General features: G+C 71.9%; 17 protein-coding genes. 7 read left to right on the forward strand and 10 right to left on the reverse strand.

Annotation, left to right across the window (positions count from 1 at the left end; all coding sequences use genetic code 11):
• The first annotated feature begins 212 nt into the window (after nucleotides 1-212).
• Nucleotides 213-1,871: a PucR family transcriptional regulator ligand-binding domain-containing protein gene (locus tag ABZT04_RS32530; protein WP_356060553.1), complete on the forward strand. Its 1,659-nt coding sequence runs from the start codon at nucleotides 213-215 to the stop codon at nucleotides 1,869-1,871.
• Nucleotides 1,872-1,999: 128 nt separating this feature from the next.
• Entirely contained in the window at nucleotides 2,000-2,782 is a 783-nt protein-coding gene (locus ABZT04_RS32535) for a hypothetical protein (protein ID WP_356060554.1), read from the forward strand.
• 1 nt (nucleotide 2,783) lies between these two features.
• Here the strand turns inward: ABZT04_RS32535 and ABZT04_RS32540 are convergent, their stop codons facing one another.
• Both ABZT04_RS32540 and ABZT04_RS32545 read right to left on the reverse strand, forming a co-directional pair.
• Nucleotides 2,784-3,047 carry a hypothetical protein gene (locus tag ABZT04_RS32540; RefSeq protein WP_356060555.1) on the reverse strand — a complete coding sequence of 88 codons (264 nt, stop codon included), beginning with the start codon at nucleotides 3,045-3,047 and terminating at the stop codon, nucleotides 2,784-2,786.
• 128 nt (nucleotides 3,048-3,175) lie between these two features.
• On the reverse strand, nucleotides 3,176-3,985 hold the full coding sequence (locus ABZT04_RS32545; protein WP_356060556.1) for a GntR family transcriptional regulator: 810 nt from the start codon (nucleotides 3,983-3,985) through the stop codon (nucleotides 3,176-3,178).
• A gap of 156 nt (nucleotides 3,986-4,141) precedes the next feature.
• On the opposite strand from ABZT04_RS32545, the gene ABZT04_RS32550 reads away from it, so the two are divergent.
• On the forward strand, nucleotides 4,142-4,990 hold the full coding sequence (locus ABZT04_RS32550; protein WP_356060557.1) for a (2Fe-2S)-binding protein: 849 nt from the start codon (nucleotides 4,142-4,144) through the stop codon (nucleotides 4,988-4,990).
• 303 nt (nucleotides 4,991-5,293) lie between these two features.
• Nucleotides 5,294-6,334 carry a DUF2637 domain-containing protein gene (locus tag ABZT04_RS32555; RefSeq protein WP_356060558.1) on the forward strand — a complete coding sequence of 347 codons (1,041 nt, stop codon included), beginning with the start codon at nucleotides 5,294-5,296 and terminating at the stop codon, nucleotides 6,332-6,334.
• A gap of 84 nt (nucleotides 6,335-6,418) precedes the next feature.
• Here ABZT04_RS32555 and ABZT04_RS32560 read toward each other — a convergent pair whose 3' ends face one another.
• Both ABZT04_RS32560 and ABZT04_RS32565 read right to left on the reverse strand, forming a co-directional pair.
• Complete coding sequence (locus ABZT04_RS32560) at nucleotides 6,419-6,871, reverse strand: ATP-binding protein (RefSeq protein ID WP_356060559.1); 453 nt, start codon at nucleotides 6,869-6,871, stop codon at nucleotides 6,419-6,421.
• 475 nt (nucleotides 6,872-7,346) lie between these two features.
• Complete coding sequence (locus tag ABZT04_RS32565; protein ID WP_356060560.1) at nucleotides 7,347-7,817, reverse strand: hypothetical protein; 471 nt, start codon at nucleotides 7,815-7,817, stop codon at nucleotides 7,347-7,349.
• A 130-nt stretch (nucleotides 7,818-7,947) separates the two neighbouring features.
• On the opposite strand from ABZT04_RS32565, the gene ABZT04_RS32570 reads away from it, so the two are divergent.
• Nucleotides 7,948-9,102 (forward strand): helix-turn-helix transcriptional regulator, encoded by a 1,155-nt coding sequence (locus ABZT04_RS32570; RefSeq protein ID WP_356060561.1) that lies wholly within the window; start codon nucleotides 7,948-7,950, stop codon nucleotides 9,100-9,102.
• Nucleotides 9,103-9,113: 11 nt separating this feature from the next.
• Here the strand turns inward: ABZT04_RS32570 and ABZT04_RS32575 are convergent, their stop codons facing one another.
• Nucleotides 9,114-10,856 (reverse strand): pyruvate dehydrogenase, encoded by a 1,743-nt coding sequence (locus tag ABZT04_RS32575; protein ID WP_356060562.1) that lies wholly within the window; start codon nucleotides 10,854-10,856, stop codon nucleotides 9,114-9,116.
• Nucleotides 10,857-10,935: 79 nt separating this feature from the next.
• Nucleotides 10,936-13,074 (reverse strand): protein phosphatase 2C domain-containing protein, encoded by a 2,139-nt coding sequence (locus ABZT04_RS32580; RefSeq protein WP_356060563.1) that lies wholly within the window; start codon nucleotides 13,072-13,074, stop codon nucleotides 10,936-10,938.
• Between the two features lie 326 nt (nucleotides 13,075-13,400).
• Here ABZT04_RS32580 and ABZT04_RS32585 point away from each other — a divergent pair, with 326 nt between their 5' ends.
• Entirely contained in the window at nucleotides 13,401-13,883 is a 483-nt protein-coding gene (locus tag ABZT04_RS32585; RefSeq protein WP_356060564.1) for a DUF456 domain-containing protein, read from the forward strand.
• Between the two features lie 27 nt (nucleotides 13,884-13,910).
• Here the strand turns inward: ABZT04_RS32585 and ABZT04_RS32590 are convergent, their stop codons facing one another.
• Nucleotides 13,911-15,119 carry an SGNH/GDSL hydrolase family protein gene (locus ABZT04_RS32590; protein WP_356060565.1) on the reverse strand — a complete coding sequence of 403 codons (1,209 nt, stop codon included), beginning with the start codon at nucleotides 15,117-15,119 and terminating at the stop codon, nucleotides 13,911-13,913.
• 200 nt (nucleotides 15,120-15,319) lie between these two features.
• On the opposite strand from ABZT04_RS32590, the gene ABZT04_RS32595 reads away from it, so the two are divergent.
• Nucleotides 15,320-15,691, forward strand: coding sequence for a PPOX class F420-dependent oxidoreductase (locus ABZT04_RS32595; protein ID WP_356060566.1), 372 nt, complete (start codon nucleotides 15,320-15,322; stop codon nucleotides 15,689-15,691).
• On the opposite strand, the gene ABZT04_RS32600 is transcribed toward ABZT04_RS32595, so the two are convergent.
• The 3 genes from ABZT04_RS32600 to rsgA form a co-directional block, all read right to left on the reverse strand.
• The gene (locus ABZT04_RS32600) at nucleotides 15,688-16,185 is read right to left on the reverse strand and encodes a methylated-DNA--[protein]-cysteine S-methyltransferase (RefSeq protein WP_356060567.1); all 498 of its coding nucleotides are present in this window, start codon (nucleotides 16,183-16,185) and stop codon (nucleotides 15,688-15,690) included. The genes ABZT04_RS32595 and ABZT04_RS32600 overlap by 4 nt on opposite strands.
• On the reverse strand, nucleotides 16,182-17,576 hold the full coding sequence (locus tag ABZT04_RS32605; protein ID WP_356060568.1) for an AlkA N-terminal domain-containing protein: 1,395 nt from the start codon (nucleotides 17,574-17,576) through the stop codon (nucleotides 16,182-16,184). The genes ABZT04_RS32600 and ABZT04_RS32605 overlap by 4 nt, the downstream gene beginning before the upstream one ends.
• A 78-nt stretch (nucleotides 17,577-17,654) precedes the next feature.
• Nucleotides 17,655-18,764: a ribosome small subunit-dependent GTPase A gene (gene rsgA / locus ABZT04_RS32610; protein WP_356060569.1), complete on the reverse strand. Its 1,110-nt coding sequence runs from the start codon at nucleotides 18,762-18,764 to the stop codon at nucleotides 17,655-17,657.
• Nucleotides 18,765-19,109 lie beyond the last annotated feature (345 nt).

Genomic DNA, 19,109 nt, shown 5'->3' on the forward strand with positions numbered 1-19,109 from the left:
TACACAGCGCTGTGCTCCCACCGTGTCAGTCACGGAAACCATGAAGGAGTTGGCTGGCCAGCGCGGGCATCTTGTAGATTCGTATAAACGGAGGCCATCAGTAACCCCTCCGATTCCCTGTGGAAACGTGGGAAACAGCCCCGCACGGCCCCGCACCCACACCACCTCATGGTTCATCGTAGTTTTCTAGACAAAGAACGGCGGCGACGGCGATGCGGCTGCGCGCACTTCTGGACACCGATGCGCTGGGGCTGCGGCTGCTCGGCGGGGCGGACGAGCTGGACCGCACGGTCCGCGGGGTGATGACCACCGACCTGCGCGACCCCAGCCGCTATCTCTCCGGCGGCGAGCTGGTCCTGACCGGCCTGGCCTGGCGCCGCGACCCCTCCGACACCGAGCCGTTCGTACGGCTCCTGGTGTCCGCCGGGGTGGCCGCGCTGGCGGCGGGCGAGGCCGAGCTGGGGGACGTCCCGGACGACCTCATAGCCGCCTGCGCCCGGCACCGGCTGCCGCTGTTCGCGGTCAACGAGTCGGTGGCGTTCGCGACGATCACCGAGCATGTCGTACGGCAGGTCTCCGGCGAGCGGGCCGGTGATCTCGCGGCGGTGGTGGACCGGCACCGCCGGATGATGACCTCGGGCCCGGCGGGCGGCGGCCCGGACGTGGTCCTGGACCTGCTCGGTTCCGACCTGGACCTGCGGGCCTGGGTGCTGTCGCCGACCGGACGGCTCATCGCGGGGTCGAAGGTCCCGGGGCCCACGCTGTCCGCGGAAGCGTGCGCGCAACTGGCCGCCGAGCACCTGACGGCCGCGCGCACCGGCCGCCGGGGTCCGCACCGGCCGGCCCTGGGCGGGGCCACGTACTCGCTCTTCCCGATTCGTAGTGGCCGCTCGCGGGACGTGCGCGAGACGGTCCTGTCGGACTGGCTGCTCGCGGTCGAGGCGGACGCCGGGGACTGGCCTGACGAGCGGCTCGACCTGCTCCAGGGCGTCACCCAGCTCATCGCGGTCGAGCGGGACCGGCGGGACGCGGCGCGCACGGTCCGCAGACGGCTCGCGCAGGAGGTCCTGGAGCTGGTCCAGACGGGTGCCGCGCCGGCCGAGATCGCCGCGCGGCTGCGGGTCGCCGCCCCCGTCCTGCTGCCCGGGCTCGGGGCGGCCCCGCACTGGCAGGTGGTCGTGGCCCGGGTCGAGTGGGAGGGCGGCGACATCGAGGCAGGACCGGTCGCCCAGTCGCTCCTCGAGGAGATCCTCGTCGACCCGCAGGCGACGGGCCCCGAGCCGTCCGACCGGATCGCCGTGGCCCACTCGGGCGACGAGGCGATCGCCCTCGTACCGCTGCCCGCGGTGTCGGTGGAGCACGACGGCTCCGAGTCCGGGATCCACGCGGACGCGCTCCTGGCGGCCGTACGGGATCCGCTGTCGGCCGGGCTCGACGACGACGGGCGGGTCACGCTCGGGGTGAGCGCGGCCGTGCACTCGGCGGAGGGGCTGCGCGGGGCGTTGGAGGAGGCGCGGCACGCGCGGCGGGTGGCCGCGGCGCGGCCCGGGCGGGTGTGCGCGGCGGGGCATCAGGAGCTGGCCTCGCACGTCCTGCTGCTGCCGTTCGTGCCGGACGACGTGCGGCGGGCGTTCACCGCGCGCCTCCTGGACCCCCTGCGCGAGTACGACCGCAGGCACCGCGCGGAGCTGATTCCGACGCTGGAGGCGTTCCTGGAGTGCGACGGCTCGTGGACGCGCTGTGCGTCCCGGCTGCACCTGCATGTCAACACGCTGCGCTACCGGGTCGGCAGGATCGAGCAGTTGACGAGTCGGGACCTCTCGCGCCTTGAGGACAAGCTGGATTTCTTCCTGGCACTGCGGATCAGCTGACCCCGCGCTCCCCTGACGATCACACGACTTTGTGAATTCTTTCACCCACCCTCTTGGCCGGGCCCCGGGATTCGTGCTGAGATGCGGCCACCACTCAACAGCTCAATGGTGTGCTCGGGGAGGGCAACGTGGCGCATTCCGCCATGTCTGGATACGGAACGACCGAAGGTGACGATCCCCTCCAGACCGCGGTGTGGCGGCTGCGCTCGCGGGCCTGCTGGGCCGACGCGGCGGCGCTGCTGCGGCCCGACACCGCGGCGACGGCCCTCCAGCGGACCGCGCTGCTCGTGGAGCGCTGCCTGTACACCGAGCGGGGCTGGGAGGAGGCCGAGGACGCGCTGCGCACGGCCGAGGCGCTGGCCCACAGTGACGACGAGCGGGGCGCGGCGGCCTGCGAGCGCGGGCAGCTCGCCTACGCGGCCACGCTGCTCGGGGTCCGGGACCGGGCGGACGAGGCGCGGGCCGCGCTCGGGCGGGCGGCGGCCCTGATCCCGCCGGGCGGCGGTGGACGGGCGCTGCTGGACTTCCGGCGGGGGCTGCTCGCCGAGAACCTGGCCCGATCGCCACAGGCCGCGCGGGCCGCGTACCGGCGCGCGCACGCGGGGGCCGCCGAGCAGGCCGACCCGCTGCTGCTGTCGTTCACCTGGCGCCATCTGGCCGGACTCGCCCTGCGGGACGGGGAGTTGGCGGAGGCCCGGCACGGTTTCGCCGAATCGCTGCGGATCCGGGAGGAGTTGGGCTATCTCGTCGGTACGGCACCGGCCCTCGCGTCGCTCGCGGACGCGGAGGCGGAGCCGGAGGCGTCCCGGTTGCGCGAGGAGGCACGGCGGCTGTTCCGGCTGCTCGGCGGTGTACCGACCTGGCTGGCACGGCAGTTGGCGGTGCCCGCGCCGGGGGCGGCGACGGCGTAGATCAGTGGCCGTCGGTCCGGTTCTGGACGACGTTCACGACGTGGTGGACCAACTGCACGACGGATGCCCGGAGTTCGGGGTCGCGGGCGACCAACACCCCGACGGCGACGAGGAGAAGGAGGGATACGAGTCCGCCTCCGCGCCGCGATCCGGAGTGGCTGCGCCGGGCGCCCGCCTGTGCGGCGCGCAGTCCGTCCTGGTATCCCTGGCGGGCCGATGCCTCGGCACCTCGCTGTGCGGCCTGCCGGCCGGGATTCGGAAACATCGGCGCTCTCCCCCGTGGAACGGTCGTACCTTTCCCTGGGGCACGTCACCGCCGGTCGGCAGGGTTCCCGGTGCGGTGCTCGGTGGCCGGACCCGGACCCGCTCGTGACCGGAGTCACATATTCGGATTCACGCGGCTCCCGCGAAGTGCTCCCGCACCAGTGACTGCACCACGTCCCACTCCCCCGCGACCAACGCCTCCAGGAGCGCCAGGTGTTCGGCCGCATCCGCCACGAGGTCGGCGCGCCCGCGGGTGACCGGGCCGCCGACCAGCGGCCACTGGGCGCGGCGGTGCAGGTCCTCAGCGATCTGGACGAGCTGTTCGTTGCCGGCGAGGGCGAGCACCGCGCGGTGGAAGGCCCGGTCGGACTCGGCGTAGGTGGCCCGGCACCCGGAGGACGCGGCCCGGACGGTCCCCTCGGCCAGCGGGCGCAGGTCGGACCAGCGGGCGGCGGGCACCGTGCGGGCGAGCCGCAGCATCACGGGGACCTCGATCAGGGCGCGGATCTCGGCCAGTTCGGCGAGTTCGCGGGCGCCCCGCTCGATCACGCGGAAACCCCGGTTCGGTACGACCTCGACGGCGCCCTCGGTGGCGAGCTGCTGCATGGCCTCGCGCACGGGGGTGGCGGAGACGCCGAACCGGTCGCCGAGCGCGGGCGCGGAGTAGACCTCGCCCGGGGTCAGCTCCCCGCCGACGAGCGCGGTGCGCAGGGCGTCCAGGATCTGGCCGCGCACGGAGGACCGCTGGACGACCGCACGAGGGCGCGGGATGGGCGTCTCGCTGTGCGTGTGCTCACCGCGCACCGCACCGGTTCCGTCCGCGAGATCCCGGTCCCGGTCCATGTCGGCGGCGGTCTGCTGCGGGGGCACCCAGGCCCCCCTGACCGCACGGGGCTCCGGAGTACCCGTCCCGGCGGAGCTCTGCGTGCCCTGCTTCACGGGTCCTCCTCCGGACGTGTCGGTACTTGGGGTCATTACGGCTGCTTGTTACTCGTCCGTCAAGCACCTTAGGCGCAGATCGGACTAGTTCAAATTGTGGAGTGGTTGGGTAAGGTAAGGCTTACCTCCAACCAACGGCGAATCGGTGGTCCCGGAATGCCCCTGACTTCTTCGGCCGTAGCGGACGCGTACGCCCGCCTCACCGAGGTCATCCCCGGGCTCGCGATCACCGAACTCACCCCGGGACAGCCGGCCCCGACCGGCGGCGGCTGGGCCCGGGCGGCCGAACTCGCCCAGGGCGGCGCGGGTCTGGAGGAGTTCCTCGCCTGGGACGACGCCCAGGTCCTGCGCGACCACGGGCAGCGGGGGCGCCCGGACGTGATAGCCGGCTTCGGCCTGCACCGCTACTCCTGGCCGGTCTGTCTCCTGTTCACCGTGCCGTGGTTCCTGCACCGGCGCGTCCCCCGCCTCCCCGTGACCCATGTCTCCTACGACCGCACCGCCGAGGGTCTCGACATGGGCCACCTGGTCGTGCGGGTCGACTCCTTCGCCTGCCTGCCCGGCGACCCGGCGGCGGCGCTGCCCGGCGCGCGGGTGGTCGCGGACGAGGAGGCGCTGCGGGCCGAGGTGCGGGCCGCGGTCGCCGAGCACATGGAGCCCCTGCTGGCCGGCTTCGGCCCGAGGATGCGACGGCGGGGCCGCGCCCTGTGGGGCATGGCGACCGACGAGGTGGTGGAGGGGATCTGGTACGTCGCCGATCTCTTCGGCGAACAGCCGCGTGCCGTACGCGAGTTGGAGGCGCTGCTGCCGGGGACGACCAAGCCGTACGTCGGTTCGGCCGCGTTCCGTGAACTGACCGGCCCCGACGGGGAGTCACTGCCGACCCGGGACCGGGCGAGCTGCTGCATGTACTACACGCTGGACGCGTTGGACGCCTGCCCCACCTGTCCGCGCACCTGCGAGGCCGAGCGGGTCACCAAGCTGCTGGCCGCCGCCGCGAGTTGAGGGACCCTCAGTGACGGGCCGGATTCCTGCCCGGCTAAGATCGGCCGCGAACGAGACGCTCGCCCGGTAACAGGTACTTCACAACTTCCTCACTTGTCGCAGGAACTTTCCGTGGAACCACCCGTACGGGTAGTCTTATTCGAACTCAACTCCCGCCCCTCAAGCGGCAGTTCGAGCAGAAAGCCGCCCTGGGCATCCCCTTGCACCTCCTTGGCGGCCTCTTGCCCCGAAAACGCCTGAGGGCCGTTGGGATTGGGCCACTATGGCGGGCGTTACGCCCTATCCCAATGCAAGGGACCCCAGATGAGACTGACCGACATATCGCTGAACTGGCTGCTTCCCGGCGCCGTACTGCTCCTGGGCATGCTGGCGGCGGTGGCGGTGCTCGCGCGGAGCAAGCGGTCCGGCGGGGAGCACGCGAAAGACGACTCGTGGGAGCGCACGGAGGAGCGCCGCAGGCGCAAGGAAGCCATATACGGCATCGCCTCCTACGTCCTTCTGTTCTGCTGCGCCGCGGTCGCCGCGGCCCTCTCCTTCCACGGCCTGGTCGGCTTCGGCCAGGAGAACCTCGGCCTCACCGACGGCTGGGAGTACCTGGTCCCGTTCGGCCTCGACGGCGCGGCCATGTTCTGCTCCGTCCTCGCGGTCCGCGAGGCCAGCCACGGCGACGCCGCCCTCGGCTCCCGGATACTGGTGTGGACCTTCGCGGCCGCCGCGGCCTGGTTCAACTGGGTGCACGCGCCCAGGGGTGTCGACCACGCGGGCGCTCCGCAGTTCTTCTCCGGCATGTCGCTGTCGGCCGCGGTCCTGTTCGACCGCGCGCTGAAGCAGACCCGTCGGGCCGCGCTGCGCGAGCAGGGTCTGGTGCCGCGCCCGCTGCCGCAGATCCGTATCGTCCGCTGGCTGCGGGCCCCCCGGGAGACCTACAGCGCCTGGTCGCTGATGCTCCTGGAGAACGTGCGCAGCCTGGACGAGGCGGTCGAGGAAGTGCGCGAGGACAAGGCGAAGAAGGAAGAGACCCGACTGCGCCGCCGCGACCAGCAGCGGATCGAGCGGGCCCAGCTCAAGGCCATCAGCCGGGGCCAGCGCGGCCTCATGGGCCGGGGCGGCGGCCGGTCGCAGGAACCGCAGGCCCTGGAGCGCGGCTCCGGACAAGCATCCGCGGAGCCTGCCCTATCGACGCCGGAACAACTGCCGGTTCGCACGCGTCCCTCACTCCAGCCCGTCCGGGGGGCATCTGACCCGATAACCGTCGACCTCACCGCGGAGGACGACACCATGGCCCTGCCGCGGCTCGACTCCCTTGAGCGCAAGCTCAAGGACCTGGAGCAGCAGTTCGGCTGAGATCCGGGACCCTCACGAGGTCCGGGACCGGGCGACAACGGGGCGGGGGCGGAGTCCAACTGGACGCCGCCCCCGCCCCGTTGCTCATATCGTGTCCGAACCGAGCTCGAACCAGACGGACTTGCCCACCCCGTGGGCCGACACTCCCCACGCGTCCGCGAGGGACTGCACCAGGACCAGGCCCCGCCCGTGCGTACCGTCGTCGGCGTCCGGTACGTGCAGTCGGGGCCTGCGGGCCACGAAGTCCCTTACCTCCACGCGCAGTCCACGGGGTCCGACGGTCGCCGTCAGTACGGCGTCGTGGTCGGTGTGGACCAGCGCGTTGGTGACGAGCTCACTCGTGAGCAGCTCCGCTATCTCCGATCGTCCCGGCCTCCCCCAGTGCCGTAACAGTTCGCGCAACGCTCTGCGTGCCTCGGGCACCGCGCGCAGGTCCGCGCGTCCGAGTCTGCGCCTCAACTGAGGCGGCTGCGCCGGTTCCCCGGCGCTGTCTGCCGTGTCCTCCACCGCTTTCACCGAGGAGGCCCCGATCGCCATGGGACCGCCCCCTCGTGCTTGCCTCTTCATGACCCCCGCCTGCACGCCGGTTTGCCGGTTCCCCTCCTGCTCGAACACGTTCACGGGGATCCATGCCCTCGCCGGGAACGGGCCAGTCATGTCGAATCATCAACGACCAGGTGTTCGGCCATGGTGGGGCCGGATCCGGCGGGGCGGCGGAATCGGGGGCGATACCGTCCGTACGGTCGAACGGCCACCGTACGGAGCATGCGGCCCGGAGCGGCCTGTCAGGGCGCTCCACTCCGGGATGTGAGGGTTCCCGGCACCGGGACCAGATCCCGTGGCGTCCTGACCACGGGCGATCGAACCGACTGCCGATGCGCGACTGCCGATCCGGCCGTAGTCCGCGAAGGCGTGGGGCGGTTGGTCCCCCCGGACCTCCCCCGAGGCGCACGCTCCGCGAAACTGGCCGGAATCAGCCGCTCAGGAACCGCGAACGGCCCCTCCTCCGGGCCTACTTGACCCCGATCCCCTTCGTGCCGATGTGGAAGATCTTGTGGGTCGTGCGGGTCATGTCGACGATCAGCCTGGTGGTGTCCCCGCCGCCCCAAGTGAGGGTGATGACGGCCTCGGTGTACTCGGCCGTGCCGTGATCGGTGACCTTCCACCTCATGGGGATGTTCTGGGCCTGCAGAACACCGTCCGCGTGGTTCTTGTCCTCCCAGGCCGTCAGCTTCTTCAGGTAGGCGGGGGTGAGGTAGTACGCGCGCAGTTGCCGGGCGAGCTTGCCGCCGCCGCTGTCGATGTCGCTCTCGGCGTCGATGTAGGCGCCGTAGAAGTCGGCGATGCGGGTGATGTTGTCGTCCGGTGAGCCGCTCACGGTGCGCGGGGCGCCGGCGGAGGCCTGGGCCGCCGCGCCCAGCCCGAGGGCGAGGGCGAGGCCGGCGGCGAGGGCGGTGCGGCGCGTGGCCTTCTTGCTGTTCACGTGGGTTCCCCGTTTCGGGTCGGTGCCGTGCTGTGGTCGCTCAGAGCTTCGGCGCCCGGCTCCGGCGACCGCAATGGCCACCGCCCAACCCGCAACGGTGGAACCGTCCCACCCCGTCCGACCTCCTGATATGTGGAGTGCCTGGGATGCCGTCCTGGGACGCGACACGCACGGGGGCACGGTGTCGGGCGAGGGCAACGACAAGGACGTTGAGGAGTTCGCGGCACTGCTGCGCCGCCTCAAGGACCGCACGGATCGCAGTTACGGCGCGCTGGCCCGCCGCCTGAACATGAACGCCTCGACGCTGCACCGCTACTGCGTGGGCGAGGCGGTCCCCCTCGACTTCGCCCCCGTGGAACGCTTCGCGGGGCTGTGCGGGGCGACCCCGGAGGAACGCCTGGAGCTGCACCGGTACTGGATCCTCGCGGTGGCGGCACGGCAGCGGCCCCGGGTCGCCGCACCGCCCGCGGACGACCCCGTACCGGTGCCGATCGACGTTCCCCAGCCGCCCCGCAAGCTCTGGTACCGGAGGCGGATCACCCTCACGGCCGCCGTGGTGTGTGCGGTGCTCGCGGTGTGGGGCAGCCTGTCGGCGGTGTCCACCCACGACACGTCCAAGGCCGAGTCCAGGCCGAGGGCGAGCGCCACGGCCGGGCACGCATCCTCCGCCCTCCCCGCGCCGCTCACCTGGACCGCCGACTCCCAGGTCTGGGAGATCGGCTGCGACCACGACTACGTCATCGACAAGGCGACCAAGGACGTGCCGCCGCCCCCGGTCCAGCAGGACGCCGAGGCTTGGGCGGCGACCCAGCACGCGGTGCACGGCGGGCAGACGGACGTGGAGATCTCGGTGCAGGGCAGGACCTCAACTGCCGTGGTCCTGGTGGCACTTCGGGTACGGATCGTCGGCCGTAGGACACCTGCCCCGGGCACCGCCTACTCGATGGCCCGGGGCTGCGGCGGGGACATCACCCCGCGCTACTTCGGTGTGAACCTCGACGCCCACCGCCCCCTGGCCCTCCCGGAGCCGGGCGGCGACATGGGCAAGCGGGTACCGGCGGTGCGGCTGCCGTACCGGGTCTCGGCCACGGACCCGGAGGTCCTGCTGGTCAAGGCCCGCACCGGGAGCTGCGACTGCCGCTGGTACCTGGAACTCGACTGGTCCTCGCAGGGCCGTACCGGCACCCTCCGCGTCGACGACCACGGGCAGCCCTTCCGCACCAGCTCGATCAAGGGCCTGCCGCACTACTGGTACGGCGAGCACGGCTGGACCCCGATCGGCTGAGAGACTGACCGCTAAGGGCGGGGCACGTTGCGGATGTTGGACCGGGCCATCTGGAGCATGCGGCCAACTCCCCCGTCCAGCACGATCTTTGACGCCGACAGCGCGAAGCCCGTCACCATCTCCGCGCTGATCTTCGGCGGAATGGACAGGGCGTTGGGGTCGGTGACGATGTCGACGAGGGCCGGGCCCTTGTGCTTGAAAGCCGCCTTCAGGGCACCTTCGAGATCCTTGGGCTTCTCGACCCGCACACCGTACGCACCACAGGCGCGCGCCACCGCCCCGAAGTCGGGGTTCTTGTTGCTGGTGCCGTAGGACGGGAGACCGGCGACGAGCATCTCCAACTCGACCATTCCCAGGGAGGAGTTGTTGAACAGGACGACCTTCACCGGCAGGTCGTACTGGACGAGGGTGAGGAAGTCGCCCATCAGCATGGAGAATCCACCGTCGCCGGACATCGACACGACCTGCCGCCCGGTGTCGGTGAACTGGGCGCCGATCGCCATCGGCAGCGCGTTCGCCATCGAGCCGTGGGAGAACGAACCGATGATGCGGCGGCGGCCGTTGGGCGTGATGTAGCGGGCGGCCCAGACGTTGCACATCCCGGTGTCGACCGTGAACACAGCGTCCTCATCGGCCAGTTCGTCGAGTACGGCGGCCACGTACTCCGGATGGATCGGCACATGCTTCTCCACCTTCCGCGTGTACGCCTTGACGACCCCCTCCAGCGCGTCGGCGTGCTTCTTGAGCATCCGGTCGAGGAACCGCCGGTCCTCCTTCGGCTTCACCCGCGGGATGAGACAACGCAGCGTCTCCTTCGCGTCGCCCCACACCGCGAGGTCCAACTTCGAGCGCCGGCCGAGGTGTTCGGGCCGTACGTCGATCTGGGCGATCTTCACGTCGTCGGGCAGGAAGGCGTTGTACGGGAAGTCGGTGCCGATGAGGATCAGCAGGTCGCACTCGTGGGTGGCCTCGTAGGCGGCGCCGTAGCCGAGGAGCCCGCTCATCCCGACATCGAACTTGTTGTCGTACTGGATCCATTCCTTCCCGCGCAGCGCGTGCCCGATCGGGGACTTGATCTTCTCGGCGAATTCCATGACCTCGGCGTGCGCGCCGGCCGTGCCGCTGCCGCAGAACAGCGTGACCTTGTCCGCCGCGTCGATCATCTCGACGAGTTGGTCGATCTCGGTGTCGCCGGGGCGGACGGAGGGGCGGGAGGTGACGAGGGCGGTCTCGGCGGCCTTGTCGGGGGCGGGCTCGGAGGCGATGTCGCCGGGGAGGGAGACGACGCTGACGCCGGACTGACCGACCGCGTGCTGGATGGCGGTCTGCAGCAGCCGAGGCATCTGTTTCGGATGGGAGATCAGCTCGCTGTAGTGACTGCACTCCTGGAAGAGCCGATCCGGGTGGGTCTCCTGGAAGTACCCGAGGCCGATCTCGCTGGACGGGATCTGCGAGGCGAGGGCGAGGACCGGGGCCATGGAGCGGTGGGCGTCGTAGAGGCCGTTGATGAGGTGCAGGTTGCCGGGGCCGCAGGAGCCGGCGCAGGCGGCGAGCTTGCCGGTTGTCTGCGCTTCCGCGCCGGCCGCGAAGGCGGCGGTCTCCTCGTGCCGTACGTGGATCCAGTCGATGGCGGAGTTGCGGCGGACCGCGTCCACGACCGGGTTGAGGCTGTCGCCGACAACGCCGTAGAGGCGCTTGACGCCGGCGCGGACGAGGATGTCGACGAACTGTTCGGCAACGTTCTGCTTGGCCATGGTTCTCGCGTGCCCTTCGGTTTCCGGTGTGCTCTGCCTGCGGATACCTCTGGGCTCCATGAATTCACAGCACGGGCCGTCACGCCTCCCAAACGGCTGCCGCTGTGCGGTCGTCTGCGTAACCCTTGACCCGCACTTGGGTGTCGGCGAGGAACGCGGCCAGGCCGGGCGCGGTGGTGCCGGACCACCGTCCCGACAGATGCGCGGACAGCTCCGGCTCACCGCGCAGCGGTTCGGCGAGCCCGCCGGTGCACATGAGGAGCGTGTCCCCCGGGCGGGCGACGGAGGCGCGGAAACGGAAGGGTTCGCGGGGCGGTTCGGGGGCGGGTTCGTACGGGCTCGGGGGCGTCGGGATGCCGAGGTCCATGGTGAGCCGGTCGCCCTCGGGGGTCTCTGCGGGCTGCGAGCCGTAGCCGACGACGGCTTCGCCGATGGCGTCGCCGACGGAGGGTTCGATGTCCTGCCACTCGCCGTCACGCAGCCGGAACAGTCCGCCCGGGCCGACACCGAAGAAGACGCGCGTACGGCACTCCGGGTGGGCGGGGAGAAGAAGACACCGCAGGGTGGCCGAGTACTCCTCCGGGTCGACGCCCTGTTCTGCGGCGCTGGCGCGGAGCTTGCCGAGGCTGCGGTCGGTGAGACGGTGCAGGCCGGATTTCAGATCACCACGCCGAGCGGCCCGGATGTCCTCGGCGAGCCGCGCATGGCTCCGCCCTACGGCCCGCCCGATCCAGTGACAGGCCTCGCTGGCGGCCCGATGCGCCCCCGGCGTGGCCCGGGCCCCGGTCGCCATCGCCACGAGCACCAAGGCCTGCTCCCCGCTACCGAACCGCGCCGTCAGCAACGAGTCCCGCCGCGGCTCCCCCCGGAACCGAGCGGAGTCCCCCCGCACGGACGCGGCCCGCAAGGTACTCGTCCCGTACCGGGCCCCGTCCAGCACGGTGTCCGCGACCAGATCGTCCAGCTCGTCGGGGTCGGCCGGGGGCAGCGCGGTGGGTTCGGCGTCGTAGGTGGGCGGGCCGGAGCCTACGTAGTCGGGGGCGGGGGGTGGTGGAGGGGGGAGGGCGGGGAGGTTGGGGGGTGGGGCGGTGGTGGGGAGGGGGTGGTGGGACTGCGGGGCGGGAAGCTGCGGATGGGCGGGCGAGGGGAGAGAGGCGCCTGCGGGGCGGGGCTGCAGGGCGGGAGGGGCGGGCGTCGGTGGGTACAGGGGCGGGTCGAGGCGGGAGACGCGCGGGGCTGGCCGGGAGGCGTCGCCGGCTGGGCGAGGGCTGTCGCCCGGGGAGGTGAGCGGAGCGGGCGGGGGGTTGAGGCGGGCGTCTGTGGGGATGCCGGGATGGACGGGCGGGGGCGGAACGTCTTGGGCGGCGGGCGGTCGAAAGGGAGTCGGCGGGGCGTCGGGCTGGGGATCCATGGGGAGGCCCTGCGGCGGCGGTGGGGCGTGGTCGCCGGGGATCGTGGGCGGGAACGGCGGAGGATCGAAACGAGCGCCCGTGGGAGTGCCCGGGTAGGCGGGTGAGGGCGGGAGATCATCGGCGGCAGCAGGCTGAGAAGAGGTCGGCGGGACATCAGGCTGGGTATCCGCATGGACTTCCCGCAGGGGCGGCGGCGGAGCGCTGTCGCCGGGAGTCGTGGGCGGCAACGGCGGAGGATCGAAACGAGCACCCGGGCGGACAGGCGAAGGCGGAAGACCTTCAGCGGCAGCCGACTGAGAAGAGCTCGGCGGAACATCGGACTGAGCGTCCGCATGGAGGCGCTGCCCGGGCGGCGGCGGAGCGCTGTCGCCAGGGGCCGTAGGCGGGATCGGCCGAGGATCGACGTGTGGGTCCGTTCCGCGCCGCGCCGAAGGGGGCGGAGTGGCACCGTCCGCCATGTCGTCCCGGAGGGGACCGGGCCCACCCGCCGGAGCGCCGGGCGAACGGCCCTCGCCCTCGCCCTCGCGCCAAAACGGCGTCGCAGGGACCGGAGGTGACTTGGACCCTCGTTCCCAGGGAGTGCGCGGGGGGTCGGCCGGTGGCTCGGAGTTGGTTGTCGGGCGCGGCGCCGGGACAGCCTTACCGTCTCTCGCCGCTCCCCCGCCCACCGTCCCCGCCGCCGAGGCGAACCGGTCGTCGACCGAGTCGGCCGCGGCCGTGGGCCCCGTGTCGTCCGTGGTGTCGTCGTAAAGCTGGCTCCACCAGTCGTCCTCGTGACCGGTCGGCGTTCCCCCCTGCTGGCTCATGCCCCTAATTGTCCACCGCACGGGCCGGATGGAAACGGGGCGTCCGGAAAATCCGGTGCACACCCCTCCTCGAACGGCGTGTCGGATGACGTGCCGAACGCCCGTCCGACACAGGGGAATAGAAGCCGCCGGACGGTCCCACCCCCCACGGGAGAACCGCCCGGCGACAAGTGACGGAATCCCGTTGCCGGTTCGACCCGTCCGGTCCCAAGTGTGACCCGCTTTCCTGAAGATCCCCTGTGATACACACCCTCCTCCCCCACACAAAGCGCCGGTCGGCGCACATCTGACCTGCATTTTCACCCCGCATCCCGCACGCTGGGCAGATGGGAGTGGCTGAACTCCTGATGGTCGGCGTGGTCATCCTGCTCGGCCTGTGCGGAGTCCTGGTGCCCGGCGTTCCGGGGTCGTGGCTGGTGTGGGCCGCGGTCCTGTGGTGGGCGCTGAAGGATCCGCAGCCGGTCTCCTGGAGCGTCCTCGTGGGCGCGACGGCCGTCCTCTTCCTCTCCCAGGTGGTGCGCTGGGTCCTGCCGCCGCGCCGGCTGCGCGCGAGCGGCGCGACCCCCCGAATGGCCGTGTACGCCGGATCCGGCGCGTTCCTCGGCTTCCTGCTGGTCCCCGTGATCGGCGCGATCCCCGGCTTCATGGCCGGGATCTACCTCCACGAACGGCTGCGGCTGGGCCGGCACGGCGAGGCCATGGCCTCGCTCCGTACGGCGATGCGGTCCGGCGGCTCCAGCGTGCTGACCGAACTGTTCACGTGTCTGCTGATCGCGGGCGCATGGCTCGGCGCCACCATCTGGGGCTGACACCATCAGCGGCACCGCGCCCAACCCTCACCCCAGTTCGGCGAGGTCCACCGTCTCGGCGAGGGCCAGCATGCCGGCGTCGTTGAAGTGCAGATGGTCGCCGGAGTCGTAGGCGGGCCGGATCCGTTGCGGGTCCTCCGGGTCACGGACGGCCGTGTCGAAGTCGACGACGGCGTCGAAGGGGCTGTCGAGGCGGATGAAGGCGTTGACCGCCTGGCGTACGGCTTCCCGGGCCGCCGTGTACCCGCCGTTGCCGCCGTACGGCGTGAGGGTCGCGCCGATGACCCGGATGCCCTGGGCGTGGGCGCGGATCACGAGCGTGCGATAGGCGTCCTCGAAGGCGTCGGGGTCGGTGGCGTTCGGGGTGCCCTTGATGTCGTTGATGCCCTCCAGGACGATCACCACCCGCACGCCCGACCGCGACAGGGCGTCGGCGTCGAAGCGGGTCAGGGCGCTGGGTCCGACGTCCTCGCGGAGCAGCCGGTTGCCGGAGACACCGGCGTTGAGGACACCGAGGCGGCGGGAGGGAGGCAGGGTGGCGAGGCGGTCGGCGAGCCGGTCGGGCCAGCGGTGGTTGGCGTCGCGGGTGGAACCGTTGCCGTCGGTGAGGGAGTCGCCGAACGCGACGACACTGCCGGCCGCAGGGGCGTCGAGGACGTCGACGCCGGTGACGTAGTACCAGGAGGTGGTGGTCGTCGTATATGCGGAGCCGTCGCTGTCGGCCGCCCAATTGCCGCTCGGCGCACGGTAGTTGGTCTGTCCGGCGGCACGGTGGTAGGTCGCAGGGCCGGAGTCGGTGGGCGTGTGGACCGTGATCAGGAGGTCCGCTCCGGCGGGTACGGCGAGCAGGACGGGGTCGGTGACCAGGTCCTCGCCCGCCGGGATGGTGACCGCCCCGGCGCCCTTGAAGGTGGCGGTGCGCATTGAGCCGGGCACGGCGTCCGGACCGGTCTCGCGCAGGGCGACGGTCACCGTGTCGAGGTCGAGAGGGGCGGTGCCGAGCCGGTTGGTGAGCCGGACGCGGACGGTGCTGCCGCCGACGCTGAGGTGGACGACGTTGCGGAGGGAGGCGCCGGGCTGGGCCGGGGCGGTGCCCGAGGGGGCGGCCTCCCAGGTGCCGGTCCAGGTGTCGAGCGGTGCGGGGGCCGGGTCGTTGGCGGTCGCCGTGCCCTGGCCGACTCCCGCACCCAGCACCAGTACGAGCAGTGCCACGCCGATCCGTCCGGACCCGACCATGAGCGCTCCGTCTCTCCCCGCCGACCATGAGGAGGCGACCGTGGCACGCCGGGGCGGGCGGACGACGGAGCATCACCGGCGACCGGCGCCGTATCCGCCTGTCCGGAGTAGGACGGGAGGAGTAGGGCGGAAGGGGTGGGGCGGAAGGCGTAGGCCCTGAGGCCGATGCGACAGGCGGGCAGGCGTGTTTGGCTGCGGGCATGACCGCATTCACCGAGGCCGAGCGCGCCTACCTCACGTCCCAGCGGCTGGGGCGACTGGCCACCGTCGACCCCCAGGGGCAGCCGCAGGCGAATCCCGTCGGCTTCTTCCCGCAGGACGACGGGACGATCCTGGTCGGCGGCTATGCGATGGGGACGACGAAGAAGTGGCGCAACCTGCGGGCGAACCCGAAGGTCGCGCTGGTCGTGGACGACATCGTCAGCGTCAGACCGTGGAAGGTCCGCGGTATCGACATCCGCGGCGAGGCCGAACTCCTCGTCGGCCCGCATGAGTTGGGGCCGCACATGAGCGAGGAGCTCATTCGGATCCATCCCCGGCGGATCCACAGTTGGGGGCTGGAGACCGACTAGTCCAGCGCGTGCTCCAGGGTGAGGAGCGACACCTTGCGGTCGAGGCCGCCCGCGTAGCCCGTCAGCGATCCGTCGGCGCCGATCACCCGGTGGCAGGGGCGGACGACCAGCAGCGGGTTGGCGCCGATCGCCCCGCCCACGGCCCGGACGGCGGCCCGGGGCGCGCCGATACGGGCGGCGATCTCGCCGTACGTCGTCGTCGCGCCGTAGGGCACGGAGTCGAGCGCGGTCCACACGCGCTCGCGGAAGTCGGTGCCGGAGGTGCGCAAATCCAGGTGGAATTCCTTGAGTTCACCGGCGAAGTAGGCGGTGAGTTGTTCCGCGGCGGCCCGGAAGGGGCCGGGGTCCTGCCGCCACTCCGGTTGGACGGTACGGCCGCCCTTCTGGCCGGGGACGGAGAGGGAGGTGAGGGCGCCGAACTCGTCCGCGGTGAGGAGGAGTTGGCCCAAAGGGCTCTCGAAACTCGTCCAGCGGGTGTTCGTGGGGTCGATCATCGGGACTCCAACTCCCCTGCCGTGCGCAGGTGTTGTACGGCATAGGAACGCCAGGGGCGCCAGGCGTCCGGGATGTCGGCGCCGGGCGGCGCCACGTCGGGGTCGCCGAGGGCGCGGGCGCGGATCACGGCGACGGTGGCGGCGTCCATGCCGGGCAGCGCGAGCAGGGCGTCCTGCGCGTCGTCCCGGTCGACGCCGGCGTCGAGTCGTACGGTGCCGTCGGCCAGGGCGGTGGCGAGGGCGGCCAGGGAATCGCCGGGCGCGGCCTCGGCGAGGGCGGCCGGCTCGGGGAAGAGGTGGGTGAGAGTGCCGGACGGGGCGTCCAGGGTCTTGCCGTAGCGCCGCACCAGCCGCTCGGCCTCCGCCCGCCCGACCAGGGCCCGCACGGCCAGTTCCTCCGGATCGGCGGCGCCCGGCGAGCGCAGGCCCGGCCGGGCCGCGACGAGCGGGCCGAGCCGGGGGTCGTCGCCGAGCCGCTCGTCGACGGCGTACGGATCGGCGTCGAGGTCGAAGAGCCGGCGCAGCCGCTGTACGGCGGTGGTCAGGTCGCGGTGGTCGGTGAGGTGGAGGTGGGCGTCGAGCCAGCCGCCGGGGTGGGCGGCTGACGCGGCCGCGGGGGCGCCGGGGCGTTCGTCGACGGCGACGATTCCGGTGCCGTACGGGAGGCGGAGGGTTCGGCGGTAGGTGCGGCGGCCGGGGCTGCCGGTGAGTTCCTCGATGCCGGGGACGGCCTCGCGGGCGAGCAGGTCGAAGACGGCGGCGGACTGGTAGGGACCGCGGTGGGCGAGCCGCAGCGGGATTCCGGCCGATGGCCCGTTCCCCTTCGTCGGGCCCTTGGGCGCGCTGGTGCGCAGCTCGCTCGGGGTCGACGCGTACACGGCGCGCATCGTGTCGTTGAACTGGCGCACGCTGGCGAACCCGGACGCGAACGCGATCTCCGTGATCGGCAGGTCGGTGGTCTGCACGAGCACCCGTGCGGTGTGCGCCCGTTGGGCCCGGGCGAGGGCGACGGGGCCGGCGCCGAGTTCGCCGGTGAGCTGCCGTTGGACCTGCCGTGCGCTGTATCCGAGCCGTACCGCGAGCCCGGCGACGCCCTCGCGGTCGACGACGCCGTCGCCGATCAGCCGCATGGCGCGGCCCACGACATCGGCGCGCGCGTTCCACTCGGCCGAGCCCGGCACGGCGTCGGGGCGGCACCGCCGGCAGGCCCGGAAACCCGAGCCCTGCGCGGCGGCGGCCGTCGCGAAGAACCGCACATTGCGCCGCTTCGGCGTCACGGCGGGGCAACTGGGCCGGCAGTAGATCCCGGTCGTGGCGACGCCGAAGAAGAACTCACCGTCGAACCGGGCGTCCCGGCTCCGCACGGCTTCGTATCTGGTGTCCTCGTCCATCACGCCCTCCAGTCTCCGCCATCCCCGGGGACGGGGCTGGCGGAAATCGGACGTGGCGTTGAAGTGGCGCCGGGGCTGTTACACCGACCTCCCCCGCTTCGCCTCCATGGCCGCCTTGCCCTCCGCCCCCTTCCGCTTCCAGTCGCGGCGCAGCTCGGCCCTGAGCCGGGCGTCGGTCTTGGCGACGATCCACTGGTTCTCGCGCATGAGCTTGCGGTAGCTGTCGAGCCGGCGTTCGGAGAGTTCACCGGAGTCGAGGGCGGCGAGCACCGCGCAGCCGGGTTCGGCGGTGTGGGCGCAGTCGTGGAAGCGGCACTGTCCCGCCAACTCCTCGATCTCCGCGAACACCTGCCCGACCCCGGTCTGCGCGTCCCACAGTCCGACGCCCCGCAGCCCCGGGGTGTCGATCAGCACCCCGCCGCCGGGCAGCACGAGCAGGTTGCGCGTGGTGGTCGTATGACGGCCCTTGCCGTCCACGTCACGCGTCGCCTGGACATCCATCACGTCCTCGCCGAGCAGCGCGTTCGCGAGTGTCGACTTGCCCGCACCGGACTGCCCGAGCAGCACGGACGTACCACCGGCGGCGACCGCCGCGAGGACGTCGATCCCGTCCCCTGCCGCCGCACTGACCGTCAGCACCGGCACACCCGGCGCCGTCGTCTCCACGTCCTGGACGAGATACGACAGCGTCGCCGCGTCCGGCACGAGGTCGGCCTTGGTCAGCACGACGACGGGCTGGGCACCGCTCTCCCACGCCAGCGCGAGAAACCGTTCGATACGACCGAGGTCGACCTCCCCGTTCAGAGGTACGGCCACGATCGCGTGGTCGACATTGGCCGCGAGGATCTGCCCCTCGGACCGCTTGGACGAGGTGGACCGTACAAAGGCGGTACGACGAGGCAGCAGCGCCCGCACATACCGCGGACTACCGCCCTCGGGATCGACGGCGGCCCAGTCCCCCGTGCACACGACCTTCATCGGATCACGGGGGACGACGAACTCGGTGTCGGCACGGACGACGCCGGCAGACGTGACGACATCACACAGGCCGCGATCGACCCGTACGACCCGGCCGGGCAGGAGCCCCTGCTCGGCGAGCGGGGCGAACTCGGCCTCCCAGTCCGCGTCCCAGCCGTACGGGGCGAGCGGGTGTGACGAAGCCGAACTCGAAAGAGAGGAGAAAGACAAGGGGTGACCCTTCACAAGGGTGGCCCCGGCACCGCGCGCACAGGCACGGAAGAAGAGGAGTGGTCAGCCGGAGGCCACGGGAGTGGACTTGATGAACTTCCGGATGCGGGCAGCGCCCATCTCAACGACAGCCATCGGTCACACCTCCCGGACACACTCGGCCGACAGTGGCGGCCGACCGGCCACCACGGGGACGAGAAGAAACCTAGCCTCCGACTCCCACGTATCGCCAACGATTATTCGACGAGGATCCCGACAGCACGTCGAACCGCGAGGTGGACGCCGACCGGGCTCGTCAGCGTCGTCCGAGTACTCGTGCAGGCTGAGGTCCTTGCGGTACGCCAT

This window comes from Streptomyces sp. NPDC005492 (assembly GCF_040605995.1).
GTDB lineage: Bacteria > Actinomycetota > Actinomycetes > Streptomycetales > Streptomycetaceae > Streptomyces.

Bases quoted from the DNA above. Each gene is read 5' to 3' on its own strand.
- ABZT04_RS32530 (WP_356060553.1), top strand. From the start codon at position 213: ATGCGGCTGCGCGCACTTCTGGACACCGATGCGCTGGGGCTGCGGCTG.
- ABZT04_RS32540 (WP_356060555.1), bottom strand. From the start codon at position 3,047: ATGTTTCCGAATCCCGGCCGGCAGGCCGCACAGCGAGGTGCCGAGGCA.
- ABZT04_RS32550 (WP_356060557.1), top strand. From the start codon at position 4,142: ATGCCCCTGACTTCTTCGGCCGTAGCGGACGCGTACGCCCGCCTCACC.
- ABZT04_RS32555 (WP_356060558.1), top strand. From the start codon at position 5,294: ATGAGACTGACCGACATATCGCTGAACTGGCTGCTTCCCGGCGCCGTA.
- ABZT04_RS32560 (WP_356060559.1), bottom strand. From the start codon at position 6,871: ATGGCGATCGGGGCCTCCTCGGTGAAAGCGGTGGAGGACACGGCAGAC.
- ABZT04_RS32570 (WP_356060561.1), top strand. From the start codon at position 7,948: ATGTGGAGTGCCTGGGATGCCGTCCTGGGACGCGACACGCACGGGGGC.
- ABZT04_RS32575 (WP_356060562.1), bottom strand. From the start codon at position 10,856: ATGGCCAAGCAGAACGTTGCCGAACAGTTCGTCGACATCCTCGTCCGC.
- ABZT04_RS32580 (WP_356060563.1), bottom strand. From the start codon at position 13,074: ATGAGCCAGCAGGGGGGAACGCCGACCGGTCACGAGGACGACTGGTGG.
- ABZT04_RS32585 (WP_356060564.1), top strand. From the start codon at position 13,401: ATGGGAGTGGCTGAACTCCTGATGGTCGGCGTGGTCATCCTGCTCGGC.
- ABZT04_RS32590 (WP_356060565.1), bottom strand. From the start codon at position 15,119: ATGGTCGGGTCCGGACGGATCGGCGTGGCACTGCTCGTACTGGTGCTG.
- ABZT04_RS32595 (WP_356060566.1), top strand. From the start codon at position 15,320: ATGACCGCATTCACCGAGGCCGAGCGCGCCTACCTCACGTCCCAGCGG.
- ABZT04_RS32600 (WP_356060567.1), bottom strand. From the start codon at position 16,185: ATGATCGACCCCACGAACACCCGCTGGACGAGTTTCGAGAGCCCTTTG.
- ABZT04_RS32605 (WP_356060568.1), bottom strand. From the start codon at position 17,576: ATGGACGAGGACACCAGATACGAAGCCGTGCGGAGCCGGGACGCCCGG.